Source organism: Candidatus Sericytochromatia bacterium, from assembly GCA_035285325.1.
GTDB lineage: Bacteria > Cyanobacteriota > Sericytochromatia > S15B-MN24 > JAQBPE01 > JAYKJB01.
Genome location: JAYKJB010000021.1, coordinates 83,494 through 99,182 on the forward strand (window position 1 = coordinate 83,494; position 15,689 = coordinate 99,182).

At 63.5% G+C, this 15,689-nt stretch carries 13 protein-coding genes; 9 read left to right on the forward strand and 4 right to left on the reverse strand.

Translation table 11 applies throughout. From position 1 onward, the window contains the following. Window positions 1-72: 72 nt before the first annotated feature. On the reverse strand, window positions 73-654 hold the full coding sequence (locus tag VKP62_03695) for a class I SAM-dependent methyltransferase (protein MEB3196286.1): 582 nt from the start codon (window positions 652-654) through the stop codon (window positions 73-75). A 213-nt stretch (window positions 655-867) separates the two neighbouring features. On the opposite strand from VKP62_03695, the gene VKP62_03700 reads away from it, so the two are divergent. From VKP62_03700 to VKP62_03715, 4 genes are all read left to right on the forward strand, one after another. Next, entirely contained in the window at window positions 868-1,869 is a 1,002-nt protein-coding gene (locus VKP62_03700; protein MEB3196287.1) for a hypothetical protein, read from the forward strand. Window positions 1,870-2,109: 240 nt separating this feature from the next. Then, window positions 2,110-3,387 carry a UDP-N-acetylglucosamine 1-carboxyvinyltransferase gene (gene murA / locus VKP62_03705; protein MEB3196288.1) on the forward strand — a complete coding sequence of 426 codons (1,278 nt, stop codon included), beginning with the start codon at window positions 2,110-2,112 and terminating at the stop codon, window positions 3,385-3,387. A gap of 192 nt (window positions 3,388-3,579) precedes the next feature. Beyond that, window positions 3,580-4,869 carry a phosphodiester glycosidase family protein gene (locus VKP62_03710; GenBank protein MEB3196289.1) on the forward strand — a complete coding sequence of 430 codons (1,290 nt, stop codon included), beginning with the start codon at window positions 3,580-3,582 and terminating at the stop codon, window positions 4,867-4,869. A 14-nt stretch (window positions 4,870-4,883) separates the two neighbouring features. Next, window positions 4,884-5,378 (forward strand): 8-oxo-dGTP diphosphatase, encoded by a 495-nt coding sequence (locus VKP62_03715; protein ID MEB3196290.1) that lies wholly within the window; start codon window positions 4,884-4,886, stop codon window positions 5,376-5,378. Window positions 5,379-5,456: 78 nt separating this feature from the next. Here VKP62_03715 and VKP62_03720 read toward each other — a convergent pair whose 3' ends face one another. Continuing rightward, window positions 5,457-6,125: a RyR domain-containing protein gene (locus tag VKP62_03720; GenBank protein MEB3196291.1), complete on the reverse strand. Its 669-nt coding sequence runs from the start codon at window positions 6,123-6,125 to the stop codon at window positions 5,457-5,459. Between the two features lie 161 nt (window positions 6,126-6,286). Next, window positions 6,287-6,706: a hypothetical protein gene (locus tag VKP62_03725; protein MEB3196292.1), complete on the reverse strand. Its 420-nt coding sequence runs from the start codon at window positions 6,704-6,706 to the stop codon at window positions 6,287-6,289. Between the two features lie 203 nt (window positions 6,707-6,909). On the opposite strand from VKP62_03725, the gene VKP62_03730 reads away from it, so the two are divergent. The 5 genes from VKP62_03730 to VKP62_03750 all read left to right on the forward strand — a co-directional run bounded on the left by VKP62_03730 (window position 6,910) and on the right by VKP62_03750 (window position 13,753). Continuing rightward, complete coding sequence (locus VKP62_03730; protein MEB3196293.1) at window positions 6,910-7,953, forward strand: thiamine pyrophosphate-dependent dehydrogenase E1 component subunit alpha; 1,044 nt, start codon at window positions 6,910-6,912, stop codon at window positions 7,951-7,953. 7 nt (window positions 7,954-7,960) lie between these two features. After that, a complete protein-coding gene (locus tag VKP62_03735) occupies window positions 7,961-9,019 on the forward strand; it encodes a transketolase C-terminal domain-containing protein (GenBank protein MEB3196294.1) in 1,059 nt (352 codons plus the stop codon). 72 nt (window positions 9,020-9,091) lie between these two features. Beyond that, window positions 9,092-11,380: an aconitate hydratase gene (locus tag VKP62_03740; GenBank protein ID MEB3196295.1), complete on the forward strand. Its 2,289-nt coding sequence runs from the start codon at window positions 9,092-9,094 to the stop codon at window positions 11,378-11,380. A gap of 196 nt (window positions 11,381-11,576) precedes the next feature. Beyond that, window positions 11,577-12,605 carry an SEL1-like repeat protein gene (locus VKP62_03745; protein ID MEB3196296.1) on the forward strand — a complete coding sequence of 343 codons (1,029 nt, stop codon included), beginning with the start codon at window positions 11,577-11,579 and terminating at the stop codon, window positions 12,603-12,605. 131 nt (window positions 12,606-12,736) lie between these two features. After that, complete coding sequence (locus VKP62_03750) at window positions 12,737-13,753, forward strand: glycosyltransferase family 2 protein (protein MEB3196297.1); 1,017 nt, start codon at window positions 12,737-12,739, stop codon at window positions 13,751-13,753. A 21-nt stretch (window positions 13,754-13,774) separates the two neighbouring features. On the opposite strand, the gene VKP62_03755 is transcribed toward VKP62_03750, so the two are convergent. Next, window positions 13,775-15,622 (reverse strand): protein kinase, encoded by a 1,848-nt coding sequence (locus VKP62_03755; protein ID MEB3196298.1) that lies wholly within the window; start codon window positions 15,620-15,622, stop codon window positions 13,775-13,777. Between the last annotated feature and the right edge of the window lie 67 nt (window positions 15,623-15,689).

The window sequence follows — 15,689 nt, forward strand, 5'->3', positions numbered from 1 at the left end:
TCTTTGGTATGGGCGGGAAGAGGCGCGCGGGGACTTCCGCCCCCCCCCTTCAGAGAGGGCAGCCGGAAGCCATCAATCCACCCGTGGCTTGCGCCCGACCAACAGACAGCTTTGCCGGCCCCAGGTGTGGGTCCAACGACGATAGAACTCGATGGTGAAATACCGGCTCATCCTGCGCCGAACATCAGAAAGAGTCTGCGCAGAGGCGGGGCGTTTGCGCCAGAAGAAAAGCCAGTTCACCAAGCGGGTCCAAGGACGATGCGCCGTGGGGTCCACATCGTGCCAGTACAGCCTGCCCTCCGGCTTCAAGACGCGATCCAGTTCGTCAAGGACCAGGTCGGGACGGGGCAGAGCGTGCTGGGAACCATAGGCGATCACCAGGTCGAAATATTCATCCGCAAAGGGTATCAGGGGCTGACTCAGCCGAAAAAATAGAAAATTCTTCCGCTGCACCTGGGCCATCAAGCGCTCCACCCGTTGAAGCGGGACCTGCGAAAAGTCCACCGCCACCAATTCGCTGGAGCGAGCAAGCTGATCCGCCATCGCCGGGGTGAAGGCCCCGCGATCGCAGCCGACGTAAAGAATTCGGTCGCCCGGACGGATGGGAGCCGACCGAAGCACGGCTTCGTGCATTCGATGGAGATGATGCCGCATGTAAACTCCACGGAGCGAACCAGACAAGCCCGGCCCGGGGCATTATACCCCCCTCCCATCGGGCATGGACATCCGCCTGAACGTCCCTCTTCAACAGTCCCTCCGCATCACAACCACGCGACATTAACAGCGATTTAACGCAAGCTTCGCCAGGATGCGTCTCATAAGGCAGGTGTGGCCTGGGAGAGGGCCCATCACATGGGGAAGAGGAGCGTGGAGCCGATTCCAGCCAACCCAGCAAGCTTGACGCCAGCCAGCGTAGACCCGGTGGTCGAATCGAAAGTGGCCATGGCGGCCAAGGCCCTGCCCGTCCTGAGCAGCGCTGCCTCCGCCTTGAAGGCGGCCCAAAACGACGACCCGGTCAAACTGGCAGCCGACGCCTTGCAACTCGGCGCCGATACGCTGGCCACCCATGCCTCCGCCGCTGCGTCACTCAGTGGGAGCAGCGCGCTTCTACGCGGCCTCACCAACGTCGTCAAGGGTGACACCTATGGAGCGGCCGCCGCGATGTCGCTCGCGGCCGACAAACTCGCCCCGCGCATCGCCAGCAAGGGCTTGGGGGCCCTGGCCGCTGCCTGGCTGCTGAACAGTGGCGACGAGAAGGTCAAATCACAGGTCGTTCAAGTCGGCAAACATGTTCAGACCATCATCGAGCCACGGGCCAGCGGGGCGCAACGGGCCAAAGCAGCCGTGGACGCCGGGGTCGGCCTGGTGGACCTGGCCGTCGTCGCGCGAACCCTCTGCGTGTCGGTTCTGGCGATCGCACGCTTCGCCCTCAAACTGGCCGGCCGCAGTGACTGGCTGGCTCCCACGGCCAACAGCCTCCTGTCCGCCGCTGGGGAAATGGCCAAAACACCGGGCGGTCGTTGGCTGGGCAACATGAACCGCATCTTGCCGGCTCTGAACGTGGCAGGAGTCGCCATCTCAGCGAAAACCATGATCGATGTCTTCCGACAGCCACACGCTTCCTCCCTCAGCAAGGTGCTGTCCATCAGCAGCCTGGCCACCGCAGGCATTGCCCTTTGGGCCGGATTCAGCCTGCCGGCCTTGCCCTTCCTGATCATCATCGCGACGAGCATCGGGCTCGACTTCTGGCTCGCGGCGAGTCGCCAACGAGACGCGAAGCCCCAGCCGGCAGATAAGGCAAACACGCCACCCACCACGGTCAGCCGGCCCCAGCGAAATATCCAAGGCCGCAGACTGAGCGTCGTTTAACCGCGACCCAGGGATTTCCTCATGGAGCAGACTTGAGTCGCGACGTGATCGCGCCGATTCAAGATCTACTTAGGTGGTACAAGAAGCTTGTGACGCTTTGATGACAAGCATTTCGGCAGTTTTCGTCCGACCCAGGAAAAAAACTTGTGTCAAAGATCACAGAGTCGAGATTCAAGACGCTCCTAGACTGGTTCTAAATGTGCAAAATTCACAGGGTAGGGTCTTAGGAGGTTCGGTAAGGTGGAACGGCTCGTCATCGAAGGTGGACAGACGCTCAAGGGACGGGTGCGCATCAGCGGGGCAAAGAATTCGGCCCTGGCACTGATTGCTGGCACTGTGCTGTCGGAGGGCGTGGTCGAGCTGTCGAACGTCCCCGATTTGCTGGACGTCCGCGTGATCTCCGAAGTGCTCGGTCACCTCGGGGCTGAAGTTTCCTTTGCGAATGGCTGTCTGCGCGTGGATGGCAGCGGCGTCAATCAGTACGCGGCCCCCTACGACCTCGTGACCCGCATGCGCGCCTCGTTCTTCGTGCTGGGGCCGGTCCTGGCTCGCATGGGACGCGCCAAGATTCCTCTCCCGGGCGGTTGCGCGATCGGGTCTCGCCCGGTTGACCTCCATCTCAAGGGGCTGCGAGCGCTGGGCGCCACGGTTCAGATCGAGCACGGCTTCGTGGAAGCCTATGCGGACCGCCTCTATGGTGCCAACATCTATCTCGACTACCCCAGCGTTGGGGCGACGGAAAACATCATGATGGCCGCCTCGCTCGCCGATGGCATCACGGTGATTGAAAATTGCGCCCAAGAGCCAGAAATTGTCGACCTGGCCGACATGCTCAATGCGATGGGGGCAGACATCCGTGGCGTTGGGACGGAACAGATTGTCATTCACGGAGTCGAGCGTCTCGGCGGGTGCCGCCATCGGGTCATTCCCGATCGCATTGAAGCCGGTACCTTCATGATGGCTGCCGCCATCACGCGGGGTGAACTCCGTCTTGAGGGCGTTCGCGTCGACCACATGCAAGCCGTTGTCAGTAAGCTGACCGAGGCGGGTGTGTTGATCCAACCCGACGGTCCAGACAGCGTGATTGTCAAAGGCCACGAAGATTTGCGCCCCGTGGACGTGCGCACGATGCCCTACCCGGGCTTCCCGACCGATCTGCAGGCCCCCATGATGGCCCTGTTGGCGACCATCCCTGGAACCAGCATGATCAGTGAAACGGTGTTTGAAAACCGCTTCCTCCACGTCGACGAATTGCTGCGGATGGGCGCTTGCATCAAGACCGAAGGAAACGCGGCGGTCATTTTGGGGAGTCGCCGCTTGACCGGGGCTCCGGTCAAGGCGACTGACCTGCGCGCCGGTGCCGCACTGATCATCGCCGCCTTGGCGGCACAGGGTGGAACGCAGATCTCTGGTCTTCACCACATCGACCGCGGTTACGAGTCGATCGAGCAGAAATTCACGACAGGCGGCGGTGTCCTGAAGCGCTCCACCGTCACGGATTCTCTGCTGGTCAGTTAAACGCTCCCCGTCGTGTTGGGGGAAACGCACCCGGTGGCCGGCCGCGTCGTGGCGCTTGCTCTGTGGCTCGTGCTCGCCTGCCCGTCCGCCGCTGCGGCTGACCCAACTTTGTCGGGCCCGGATGACCCCGCTCTGCCGCCATCGGCGAGCGGGGCACCCGCTTCTTGGCGCGAGCAGGGAGCGGAGGTGGAGTTGCGCCTGCCCGGCCCGGCGGACACATCCTTCGAGGAGCGCGCCTCGGAGGAGTGCTGGCGATTGCGCGTGGCTTCCGCCACCGTGCCAAGTGGCCTGCAGATCTTGGACCATCGCGTGTTGGGCCGAGCCGGTGTGGAGGTGGGCGAATCGGAATACACGCTGGTATTGCCCTGGAAATACTGGTGTCCCAGCACCGTGACCCGAACCGAGACGGGTCTGACGGTCCGATTTTCCATTTATTTCGACCAGCGCACCACCGATGCCATCGCCCCTGGCGTGACCTACGAGCGGACGCGGCGAGCTTCTCACGAGGGGCCATTGGCCGCCCATCTGATTCGCATCGCCAGACGGCCAGGATCAAGCGAGGTGGTGCCCGTCAGCGCTGGCTCGTCTCTTGGCAGCGTGGAGACAGTCTCGGCGATGGCGCGACGCAGTCGGGCAATCGCGGGGATCAATGGCGCTTACTTCTCCACGCGTTCAGGACACCCCTTGGGCCTTCTGATGATCGATCGCGAATTGTGGACAGGCCCTTTATTCCATCGAAGTGCGCTATTCCTGGCACCCGATAGGGCCATGGTCGGGCCGACCTCCTTGTCCGAGCGGGTGGTGCTTTCCTCAGGCGAGTCATACGACCTGGATGGCATCAATCTGCCACGAGGAGCCAATCGCCTGGTAGCCTACACCTCTCGCTACGGGAACCGAACTGGAACCCCACCGGATGGACGTGAATGGTTGCTGGATGCTGAGGGCGGAATCCTGAATACCGTGACCGGCAACGGGGAAATTCCCCCCAGCGGCCGGGTCCTCTCCGCCCACGGGCAAGTGGCCGATTGGCTTTCAAACCGTCTCAAGCTGGGGCAACGCCTGGTCTTCAAGCAGCCCTTGTTCGAGTTGATGCCCAACGTCCGCCACATCATTGGAGCGGGACCGCGTTTGCTGATGAACGGGCGCATCGAATTGCTGACCGAGCGCGAGCAATTTCGTGCGGACGTGGGCATCGGCCGTGCCCCTCGGACGGCAGTTGGCATCACGGCCGATGGGGATTTGCTGCTGCTGGTGGTGGACGGACGATCCCCCAGACACAGTGTGGGTCTGACGCTTCTGGAACTGGCCGAGTTTCTTCGGGAGCGCGGGGCCGTGGACGCGCTGAACTTCGACGGAGGCGGGTCTGCGGCCATGACGATTCGCGGAGAACTGGTCAGTCGTCCATCCGATGGAGCAGAGCGACCCGTGGCAAATGCGCTGCTGGTGATACCCTCCCCAGGGCGTGCTGCCGCTGCCCCGTAAGAAAGGCCAACCCCATGCCCTACACGCCCATCCTCGGAACCCTGGCCTACGTTCGAGATGCCAGCCGGTCTCAGGTGTTGCTGGTCCATCGGAACGCCCGGCAAGACGATGCCCACCTGGGAAAATGGAACGGACTGGGCGGAAAGATGGAACCAGACGAGAGTCCGGTGTCCTGTATTCGTCGTGAGCTGATGGAAGAAGCCGGGATTGTGGTAGAGGCGATGGCGTTGCGCGGCACGATCAACTGGCCGGGGTTTGGCCCAAATGGAGAAAACTGGTTTGGCTTCATCTTTCTGGTCGATGCGTTCGAGGGAACGCCTTGGACCAGAAACGAGGAGGGCTCGCTCTGCTGGCATCCCATCAGCGCCCTTCTCAGCGGTGAGTTGCCGCTCTGGGAGGGCGATCGCCATTTCCTGCCGCTGGTCTTTGACGAGGATCCGCGACCTTTCCACGGCGTCATGCCGTATGCCCACGGCCGCCCGACCGACTGGCAGTTCGCACGCCTCTGAGAGCCAGCCGACCGCTGGTGATCGGAGTGACCTCCAGGCTGGTCTTCGGGTGTGAGGGCTCCCACCCGCCCCCAGGAGTCAGGACTTGGGTTTGACCACCAAGCGTCCAGGGGTGATCGTCAGAGTAAAGTCCTGACCTCCAGTGCCAGCCAGCATCGCCTTGGGCAACATGAAGCCGTCTGGATTCACCGAGGCATAGAACGCCCCGCTGGCGTTGGGGTCATAGGGCAGCACTTCGATCACGTCCCCGTTCTGGATGATCGTCACCTGAGTGGTTCCACTCTTGAGCAACTCTGCCTTCTTGACCAACCCGGAACCGATCCGCATCCGCCCGGATGCATCCACCTTTCGATCGAGCACCTGACCATCTGACCGACCCGCGTCGTCCGTCTTCTCCAGCGCCGGGCTCGGAGCCGCGGAGGGAACACTCGTCACGGGTTTCGGGGGAGGCGGGGAGACCGGCTCCGCACTCGCCGCCCGCACGGGCGGCGGGGGAGCCGCCGCGGCAGGCATCTGATTGGCAAGGCCCGCGATGCTGGTGACGCCCTGCGCCTCGAGGGCTTGCAGCAAGCCTCGAACCTGGGCGCGCACCACCTCTTTGGTGTTATCACTCAAGCCTGGGTAAGGCTTCAACCACGGATGGGTTTTGAACTCCGCACTCAACCGGGGGCCGAACACCCAGCCCTGGCGTGCCATTGCGACGAACCAGGCCTGATGTGATGCCTCGGCGAGCTTTTCGAAATCCATATTCGCTGACCCCTATGTGATGCCTTGTCCGGCGCTGGCCCGGGAGGGAAGGCTGCTTCGCCTTCACGGGCCAAATTTTAGCCGTCTCCAGGCACCATTGCAGGGTCATGGATCACGTTGAGGGGAGTTTGTTTCAAACCTTGCCGGCAAGCACGCAAGCCTCAGGGGGCTTGGAGCCTTTTCGCCACGGCTTCAGCGGTAGGGGGATACCAGCGACGATTGGCGTCCCTCGCCCCAATCACGAGCTCCACCTTTTTGATGTGCGCGGGGTTGCCGTCATTGGCGATCAGCAAGGCCGTGTAGGTCCCTTGAGGAATCAGACGCAGGGACCCCACCGCCAGCGGCGGCTCCGTCAACAAGCCATTGACGGACACCCGGCCAAACTCATCCACCTGAGCCGACGTTTGCTGAAGGCGAAGGGCGGGAAAATCGGCCGCCACCATGCGGGCCTCGTGCTGTCGCAGCGCTGCCCGTGAATAAGCCTGCCACCAGAAGGTGGTTGCCAACAACAGGGTCGCTCCGATCGCCAGCAGCCAACGGTTACGGACTTGCTTCGCAGCATCGGCGGGGTCTTGAATCACTGGAGGTCGCCTCCTCAGAAGGGGTGACGTGGGTCAGACGCCCACCAGCCACCACGCGGACCTTCATTGTACGCGCTTGCCATCACGAAGGGCCAATCAGGGCGATGAGCCCCCGGAGCGGGCGTTCCCAGCGCCGAAAGCTGTGATACACTGAAGAGCTCTCGAACGGCCATCCGGATGAGGAAACAAGAAGGAATTCCCAAATGACCACCCACCCAGAAGCCAGCGCCGCGCCCGTCCACCGAGCGCCCGACCTGACACCTGACCTCAAAAAAAAGATGTACGAGGCGATGGTGACGAGCCGGGTCATCGACGAGGTGACCATCTCGATGAACCGCTCTGGCCAAGGCTTCTTCTGGATCGGTGGTCCCGGGGAAGAGGCCTTCGGCGTCAGTTTGGGCATGCAGGTCAAAAAAGGCTGCGGGCCGGACTTCGACTACCTGCACCTGCACTACCGAAGCAATCCCATCTTGGTGGCGATGGGCGCTCGCCCGATCGACACGCTGCGGCAGATGCGCTCCACCCAAACCGACCCATATTCAGGGGGTCGGAACTTCGTGAACCACTACGCCATTCACGCCTGGAATGTCACGCCGGTGACGCCAACCATCGAGACCCAGTACGTCATGGCGCCCGGGACCGCTTGGGTGCAAAAACGGCACGGCGGGGACGGTCTCACCATCGTGAACGGGGGAGACGCCGGCTCGGCGGAAGGAGACTTCGCCTCCTGTCTCAACTGGGCAACCCGGCCTGGCTGCGAGTTGCCTATCCTGATCATCGTCAATCACAACGGCTTTGGTATTTCCACCCCGGCAGGCCAGGTTCAGAGCAGTGGCAACCTGGCTCGGCGTGCGGAGCCCTACGGCATTCGCTGGGCGGTGGTCGATGGCAATGATGTGCTCGAAAGTTGGAAAGCCATTGCGGAGGCGATGTACTACATTCGGACCGAGCGAAAGCCGTTCTGTCTTCAGGCCAACGTCAGTCGCCTGCACGGTCACTCTTCGGCCTCTGGGGGCAACCGAGTGCCCGATGAGGTCGATCCGATTCTCCGTTTTGAAGCCCATCTCGAGGAAGAGGGCCTGCTCTCTCGGGCAGAATGCGAAGCCACCTGGGAACGCATCCGGGCGCAGATGAAGGACGACCTGAGGCAGGTGCTGTCCGAACCCCTGGCCACCGACCGCGACCGGTTCATTTATTTCGACGGCGAGCGTCCCGAATTCGTCTCGCCCGACGTCTCTGCGAGGTAATGACATCATGGCCACGATCGCGCAAGCCATTCGACTCGCACTGCATTACGGCGAACAGCACCTCGGCGTAACGGACATCTTCGGGGAAGATGTGGGACCGCCGCTGGGTGGCGTGTTTACCGCGACCCAGGGCCTTCAGACCGCCTGGAATTCACCGCTCGACGAGCGGGGCATCATCGGTACCGCCATGGGCATCGCAATGGCCGGAGGGAAGCCGGTTGCCGAGATTCAGTTCGCGGACTACATCTTCAACACCATCGACCTGCTCAAGCTGGCTGGGAATTGCCATTGGTCGAGCTATGGCCAGTACCACTTGCCCATGGTGGTGATGACCCCGGTGGGGGCAGGCATCCACGGCTCTATCTATCACTCTCACTCGTTCGAGAGCGTGGCCTCGCACATCCCCGGCTGGAAGATTGTGGCCCCCTCGAACGCCCGAGACGCCTACGGACTGATGATCGCGGCCATCAAAGAACCAAACCCGGTGATGTACCTCAAGTCGAAGGCACTGATGCGGGCCATCGGGGATGAGTTGATTCCTGGCGAACCCGCGGACCGGCGGGAACTGGACGCGATGATCAACGCGCCGTTGGGCGACCGAAGCGATTGGAAACCGCGTTGGCCAGAAGGGTTAACGGATTACACCGTTGAAATCGGCCGCGCCCACGTCGCCCGTCCAGGTCGAGATGTCACCGTCATTTCCTACAGTCGCATGTTGCCTATGTGCGTCCAGGTGGCGCAGGAATTGGCTGAGAAGGAGGGCGTCTCGGCGGAGGTGATCGACCTGAGAACCATCTATCCGCTCGACATGGATACCATCGCAGAGTCGGTCCGAAAGACGGGGCGCGTGCTGGTGGTGAACGAAGACACCGAGGTCACCAACTTTGGTGAGCACGTGATTCGCAAGCTGATCGAGCGTTGCTTCTATCACCTGGAGGCGCCCCCCAGTCTGCTGGCTGGTGCGGATGTGCCGGGCATTGGACTCTCGCCCCCGCTGGAAGACGCCAGCGTGCCGCAACCCGCGCAGATCAGGCAAAAGCTGCTCGAACTGGTCAGAGCCCAGTAACCCTTCCTGGCCTGTTCTCCCAAGCCCTTGAGGCTTGAAAGCTCCCCGTACGAAATCATCCCGGAGGATTCCATGCCCACCATCGAGACCACCCCTGATGCGTTGCGCGCCACCTATGAAAAGATGGCCGAAAACGTCGCCATCGTGCGCGACCGTCTCAAGCGGCCGTTGACGCTGTCGGAGAAGATTCTGTTCGGTCACCTTGACCAGCCGCAGAGCCAGCCGATCGATGCAGGCAAAGCCTACCTGATGCTCCGACCCGACCGGGTGATCATGCAGGATGCAACGGCTCAGATGGCCATTCTCCAGTTCATGCAGGCCGGAGTGTTCCAGACCGCCGTCCCGACCACCGTCCACGCCGACCACTTGATTCAGGCCTATCAGGGCGCTGCCAAGGACACGGAAGTGGCCAGCATCACCAACCGCGAAGTCTACGATTTTCTGCGCTCAGCAGCGTCCAAGTATGGGATGGGGTTCTGGGGCCCCGGCTCGGGCATCATCCACCAGGTGGTTCTGGAAAACTATGCCGCGCCGGGCACCCTGATGATCGGTTCGGACTCCCACACGCCCAACGCCGGCGGCCTTGGAATGATTGCGGTTGGGGTCGGTGGCGCGGACACCGTGGACGTCATGGCTGGTTTTGCCTGGGAATTGCTGCAGCCCAAGCTGATTGGGGTGAAACTGACGGGCACGCTCAACGGATGGGCCTCTCCGAAGGACATCATTCTGTGGGTGGCGGGCCAATTGACGGTCAAGGGGGGCACCAACGCCATCGTGGAATACTTCGGTCCTGGAACCGAGTCGCTTTCCTGCACCGGCAAGGCCACCATCTGCAACATGGGCGCTGAAATTGGCGCCACATCTTCGGTGTTCCCTTACGACGCACGCATGCGGGTCTATCTGGAAGCCACCGAGCGGGCGGACCTGGTACCGGTCATTGAGGCTTATCAGCACCTGCTGGTGCCGGATGCCGAGGTGCTGGCGGCGCCCGAGCGTTTCTATGACCAGGTGCTGGAACTCGACCTCTCCACCCTTGAACCTCACATCGTGGGTCCTCATAGCCCCGATTACGCGCGCCCGATCTCGCGCCTGGCAGCGGACGCGAAGGCCCAGGGCTGGCCGATGGAAGTGTCGGCGGCCTTGATCGGCTCCTGCACCAACTCAAGCTACGAAGACATGCACCGGGCCTCCCAGGTGGCCGCCCAAGCCGCCCAAGTGGGGAGCAAGAGCGCGGCCAAGCTGTCGATCTCGCCTGGTTCGGCGGCCGTGTTCGAAACGGCTCGGCGGGACGGCTTGACCGTCGCGTTCGAGGACATCGGCGCGGTGGTCATGGCCAACGCGTGTGGGCCTTGCATCGGTCAGTGGAAGCGCGACGAGTTCAAGAAGGGTGAGAAGAACACCATCGTGAGTTCGTTCAACCGGAACTTCCCGGGGCGGAACGACGCCAACCCCGAAACCTTCGCCTTCGTGGCGAGCCCTGAGATCACGATCGCCCTGGGCCTGGCAGGTTCGTTGGCGTTCAACCCCCTGACGGACGATCTCGCCGCTCCAGACGGGAAGCGCATCAAGCTCACCGCACCGACCCCTTCGCCCGAAGTGCCACCAAACGGCTACGTGGGGCGCCGCTTTGCCTACGAGGCGCCGGCGGCGGACCCGGAAAAGGTCCAGGTCGTGGTGCCAGAAGGCTCCGAGCGTCTGCAAATTCTGGAACCGTTCAGTCGGTTGGTCGTGGCGGAGTACGCCGACATGCCCGTTCTGATCAAAACCAAGGGCAAGACGACCACGGACCATATCTCCCCCGCCGGCCCCTGGCTGCGCTTCCGTGGACACCTCGACCGCATTTCGGACAACATGCTCACCGGGGCGATCAATGCGTGGACCGGCGAACGGGGCACGACCCAGAACGCCTTCACGCGGGAAATCAACCAGGACGTGCCGGCTGTGGCACGCGATTACAAGGCACGTGGTCATCGCTGGGTGGTCATCGGCGATGAAAACTATGGAGAGGGCAGCAGCCGGGAACACGCGGCCATGAGCCCGCGTTTTCTGGGCGGTGCGGCCGTGATCGTGCGGTCATTTGCCCGCATCCACGAAACCAACCTCAAGAAGCAGGGCATTCTGCCCCTGACGTTCGTCGATCCGTCCGACTACGAGAAGATTCAGGAAGGCGACACGCTTTCGCTGGAAAACCTGCAAGACCTCGCGCCGCATACGACCATCAACGCGCTGATCAAGCATCGCGACGGAACTCAGGAAGTGATTGCGTTGCATCACACCATGAACCAGGAGCAAATCGGCTGGTTCCACGCTGGTGGGGCCCTCAACCTGCTGAGGCAGAAAGCCGGAGCCCCCGCACGCTGACACGTGGCGAACCCCGCCCGCTCCGGAGACCGGAGCGGGCTTTTTTTTGTCGTGATGAAGAGACCAGGGGCGTTCAGGTCGCTGACCTCCATCGCATGGGTCACAGAAATCTCCCACGCCCCAGGCTAAGGTGCTTTCAGGGGTTCCTGAGCAGGTGAGGGCCCCGTTTGGGCGCCCATCGCGCCGGGAGTTTCCCTTGAGCCGCATCCTTTCGAACGTGACCCTCGTGCTCGCCTGTGTGCTGGGCTTGTCTCAACCTGTACAGGCCAGACCCGCGAACTCCGATGCCCTCACCGCTAATGTGGAGGCCTTTCGCAAGTCCGCCGCGGCAGGGAATGTGGAAGCCCTGGTCCACTTGGGTGTCATTCACGAGTATGGCCTGGGCGTCGCCAAGGATGAAGTCACCGCGGCCCGCTGGTATCGGCTGGCTGCCGAACGGGGCGAGGTGCAGGCCCAGTTCCGCCTGGGCTACCTCCACGATCACGGCATCGGAGTCGCAGCGGACAAAGCCAGTGCCTTCAAATGGTACCTCCGCGCGGCAGAAAAAGGCCTTCCTCAGGCCATGTACAGCGTGGGGCACATGCTGGACGGCGGCATCGGCGTGAGCGAGAACAACGTCCGCGCAGTGGATTGGTACCTCAAAGCGGCTGATGCGAATCACGCGGATGCCCAGGTCGCCCTCGGCTTGATGCTGGATGCGGGCGAAGGGGTGAATGAAGATGATCGCATGGCCGTGACCTGGTTCGAGCGGGCCGCAGAGCAGGAACATCCAGGCGGTGAAGTGTGTTTGGGGGTCATGCACTACCGCGGCGCCGGTGTGCCCCGCGACCCCGTCAAGGCCGCCCACTGGTTCCGCAAGGCAGGTAACCGAGGAGACGCCCAGGCCCTGTTCAACCTGGCGGTATTGCACGCCAATGGCGAGGGAGTCCCGCGCGATGATGCCGAGGCTCTGAAGCTGTTGGAACGCTCCGCGCAGGAGGGAGGAACGGAAGCCCTGATTCACCTGGGCGACATGTTCGCCAAGGGCCGCGGTGTCAAACGGGACCCGGTGACGGCCGCGTCCTGGTACCAGATTGCCCTCCGCACGGGACGAGTCGACGCGCGCGGCATGTGGGACAGGACCACGCGCGACCTTACCTTGCAGCAAAAGGACGTGGCCCGCCGCCTGGCCGACACCTGGCAGAAGCGCCGAGACGAGGCCATGCGCACCTCGATGATGCGCTGAGGCCCGCCCCTCACGTGATGGCCCCTGCCGCTTCCGCCCTCTCCGTGCTATGGTGAAGGCGATTCGGTTCTGAGGCTGTCCGGCCCGTGCGGCGGAGCCTGGCAACTGCCCCTGGGGTTCGGTCGCACCGCGTGAAACTGGTCATCCAGATTCCCTGTTACAACGAGGCCGCCACCCTCCCCGTGACGCTGGCGGCCCTGCCATTGCAGGTGCCAGGTGTGGACCGGGTGGAGATCCTGGTCATCGACGACGGGTCAACCGATCAGACGGCGGAAGTGGCGCGTCGAGCCGGCGTGGACCAGGTGCTGGAACTCGGCCAGCACAAAGGACTGGCCCGCGCATTCGTGGCAGGACTGGATGCGGCGTTGCGAATGGGCGCGGATGTCATCGTCAACACGGACGCCGACAATCAATACGCCGGCGAGGACATCGGATCCCTGGTCGCTCCGGTGCTCAAAAACCAGGCGGATCTCGTGGTGGGCGAACGCTGGGGACCTGGCGTGGAAGCCTTCTCACCGCTGAAACGGCGCCTTCAAAAGATGGGCAGTTGGGTCGTGCGGCAGGCCTCTAACACGCGCATCCCGGACACCACCAGCGGCTTCCGCGCCATCAGTCGCGAAGCGGCCATGCGGACGATTGTGTTCTCGGACTTTACTTACACGCTAGAAACCCTGATTCAGGCCGGCAATCGCGGTTTGCGCATCACCCACGTGCCGGTTCGAACCAACCGGGCCGAACGTCCATCCAGGCTTTTTGATGGCATCTGGCAGTACACGCTGCGTTCGGCTGCCACGATCCTGCGCATCTACGCCATGTACCAGCCCCTGCGGGTCTTCGCCCTGGCCGGGCTCAGCTTTGCGTTGCCGGGTTTCCTCCTGCTGCTGAGGTTTCTGTACTTTTACTGGACGGACGGCGGCGGAGGGCACGTCCAATCCCTGCTGGTCGCCGCTGCCTGCGGCATCATCGGCTTTCAGATGATGTTGTTCGGCGTGCTCGCAGACCTCACCGCGGGCAATCGTCGGGTGCTGGAAGACGTCCTGTTCCACGTCAAGAAGGTCGAGTACGGTGGGCAGAACGGTGAGCGGAATGGCCTGGACGCATCGTCTCAGCCCAACGCTCTGTGCGACCTCTCCTCGGAGCGGGCCTGAGACCTGGCCGGGTTAGCGCTCTCAGAGATTCTGCTCTTCGTAGAGGGCCAACAAGGCCTCCAAGCCGTCCTCGGTCGACATGTCGTCAATGTTGTCAATCAATTCGACAGGGACCCGCCGACGGGCCGGCAAGGGGGTCCCGGAGGACACCGGGGGCGCACTCGGTGGGACGTAATCAACCGTTTCATAGGCGACCGGCTCCGAGGTGAGCGCCTCCTCCCGGAAAGCATCCACGCCAGATTCCTGGCGGGGGCGCAGACCGTTCTCTCGCTCACGCGCCGGGGGCGCCTGACGCAGTTCGGCCGCGGCGGCAGCGGTCAACGTGAGGTCGGCCAATGGATTCCGCGCAGGCACGGGAGGCGGGGGCTGGACAGGCGCCGCGGGCACGGGAGGCGGTGCCGGTGAGGAGACGACATAGGCCTGCGGCGGCGCGGCCACGGGGGCTGGCGGCGCGGTCGGATAGGGAGGGTTGGCATAGGCCTGCGGATGTGGGTGGCCAGCAACCGGATAGGGCGCCGCCCCATAGGCGGCCGGAGGCGCTGCCTGGCTGGGGGCAACGGGGTAGGGGGACGCAGACGCGAAGGGGTCGAAGGGGGCCGGCGACACGCCAGGGACCAGCGTGGCCGGGGTCGGTGCGAAGGGGTCGAAGGCAGGCGCACTCCCTGGTGGCGTCCCCGGATAAGTCCCTGGAGCCGTCGCCGGCGGAAAGGGGTCGAAGGAGGCCGGAGCGGGGCCCGTGGGCAACGGATTCGGCGCCGGATAGGCGGGGGGCGCCGCCGGCCCCGGCACTGGCGACGCGTAAGCGGGCGATGGAGCGGAGTAGCCAGGCGCAGCGGCCATACCTGGAGAAACGGGTGCAGCGGCTGGCGGGACCCCTTGAGGGGGCAGGGGATGCCCGTGCAAACCGGTGGCGACGGGTGGTGAAAACGGAACCGGCAGCGCCAGCTGGGCCTGGGGGGCGACTGCGCGAGGCATTCCACCCGGCGTGAGCGGCGTGCGGGGATCATGCAAGTAAGCCAGCAAACGCTCGGCCGATTCGAGCCGATTGGCCGGTTGGGGTTCCACCAATGCCAGCAACAACTTCTGCAGTCCCGCATCCGGCAGGTCGTCCCAGTGCATCTGATTGGTCGTGGGGTGTTGCAGTCGCGGAGCCGGGATTCCCGTCACGGCCTCCAGGACCGTCACGCCCAGGCTGTACAGGTCACTGGCTGGTCCAGCCTGTGCCCGCAGGGCTTCGGGAGCGGCGTAGGCTTCGGTCCAGAAGGGAGGACGATGGGCATACGGAAGCCCCAGCGCCTTGAGCCAGGAGGGGTCGATCAGGGTGGCCTCGTGCCAGGCGGTCAGCAGAATGTTATCGGGGTTGATGTCCAGGTGCAGCATCGGAGGGAATTCGCGATGCAACTGGACCAGGATCTGGGCCACCCCCTGCAACAGCGCACGGGCTTGCTCCAAGCTCAAGCGCCCCTGCCGGGCCATCAATTGGCGAAGGGTATGACCGGGCACGAACGAACAGACGAGGTAGGCCCGGTCCTCGTGACGAATCACGCTCTGAATCGGGGGAACACCGGCGATGCGAAGGGCGCAAAGGTGTTTCAGTTCCTCCCGCAATTGATGCTGGGAAGCGGGATCCGTGCGCAGGTCGTCCCGCAGTTCCTTGAGCGTGACGGTCTCGCCGCTGCTCTTGTCGAGCGCCTGGTAGGTGCTGAGATGGTGGCCTTGCACGGTCAGCACGCGCAGCACCTGGTACCGACCTGCCACCAACACGCCGGCCTGCAGCGCAGGCGGAAGGCGGGCGCCACAGATGGCACAGTACCGACACGAAGACGGCATCTGGCGACCACAGCAGGGACAGCGAAGTTGAACGGTCATGCGCACTCCAGAGACACCCCTTCCATACCCGCCGCCTGGGCCTCGCTGCACATCGCCCCCCTCCCGC

Bases quoted from the DNA above. Each gene is read 5' to 3' on its own strand.
- VKP62_03695 (MEB3196286.1), bottom strand. From the start codon at position 654: ATGCGGCATCATCTCCATCGAATGCACGAAGCCGTGCTTCGGTCGGCT.
- VKP62_03740 (MEB3196295.1), top strand. From the start codon at position 9,092: ATGCCCACCATCGAGACCACCCCTGATGCGTTGCGCGCCACCTATGAA.
- VKP62_03715 (MEB3196290.1), top strand. From the start codon at position 4,884: ATGCCCTACACGCCCATCCTCGGAACCCTGGCCTACGTTCGAGATGCC.
- VKP62_03720 (MEB3196291.1), bottom strand. From the start codon at position 6,125: ATGGATTTCGAAAAGCTCGCCGAGGCATCACATCAGGCCTGGTTCGTC.
- VKP62_03755 (MEB3196298.1), bottom strand. From the start codon at position 15,622: ATGACCGTTCAACTTCGCTGTCCCTGCTGTGGTCGCCAGATGCCGTCT.
- VKP62_03730 (MEB3196293.1), top strand. From the start codon at position 6,910: ATGACCACCCACCCAGAAGCCAGCGCCGCGCCCGTCCACCGAGCGCCC.
- VKP62_03735 (MEB3196294.1), top strand. From the start codon at position 7,961: ATGGCCACGATCGCGCAAGCCATTCGACTCGCACTGCATTACGGCGAA.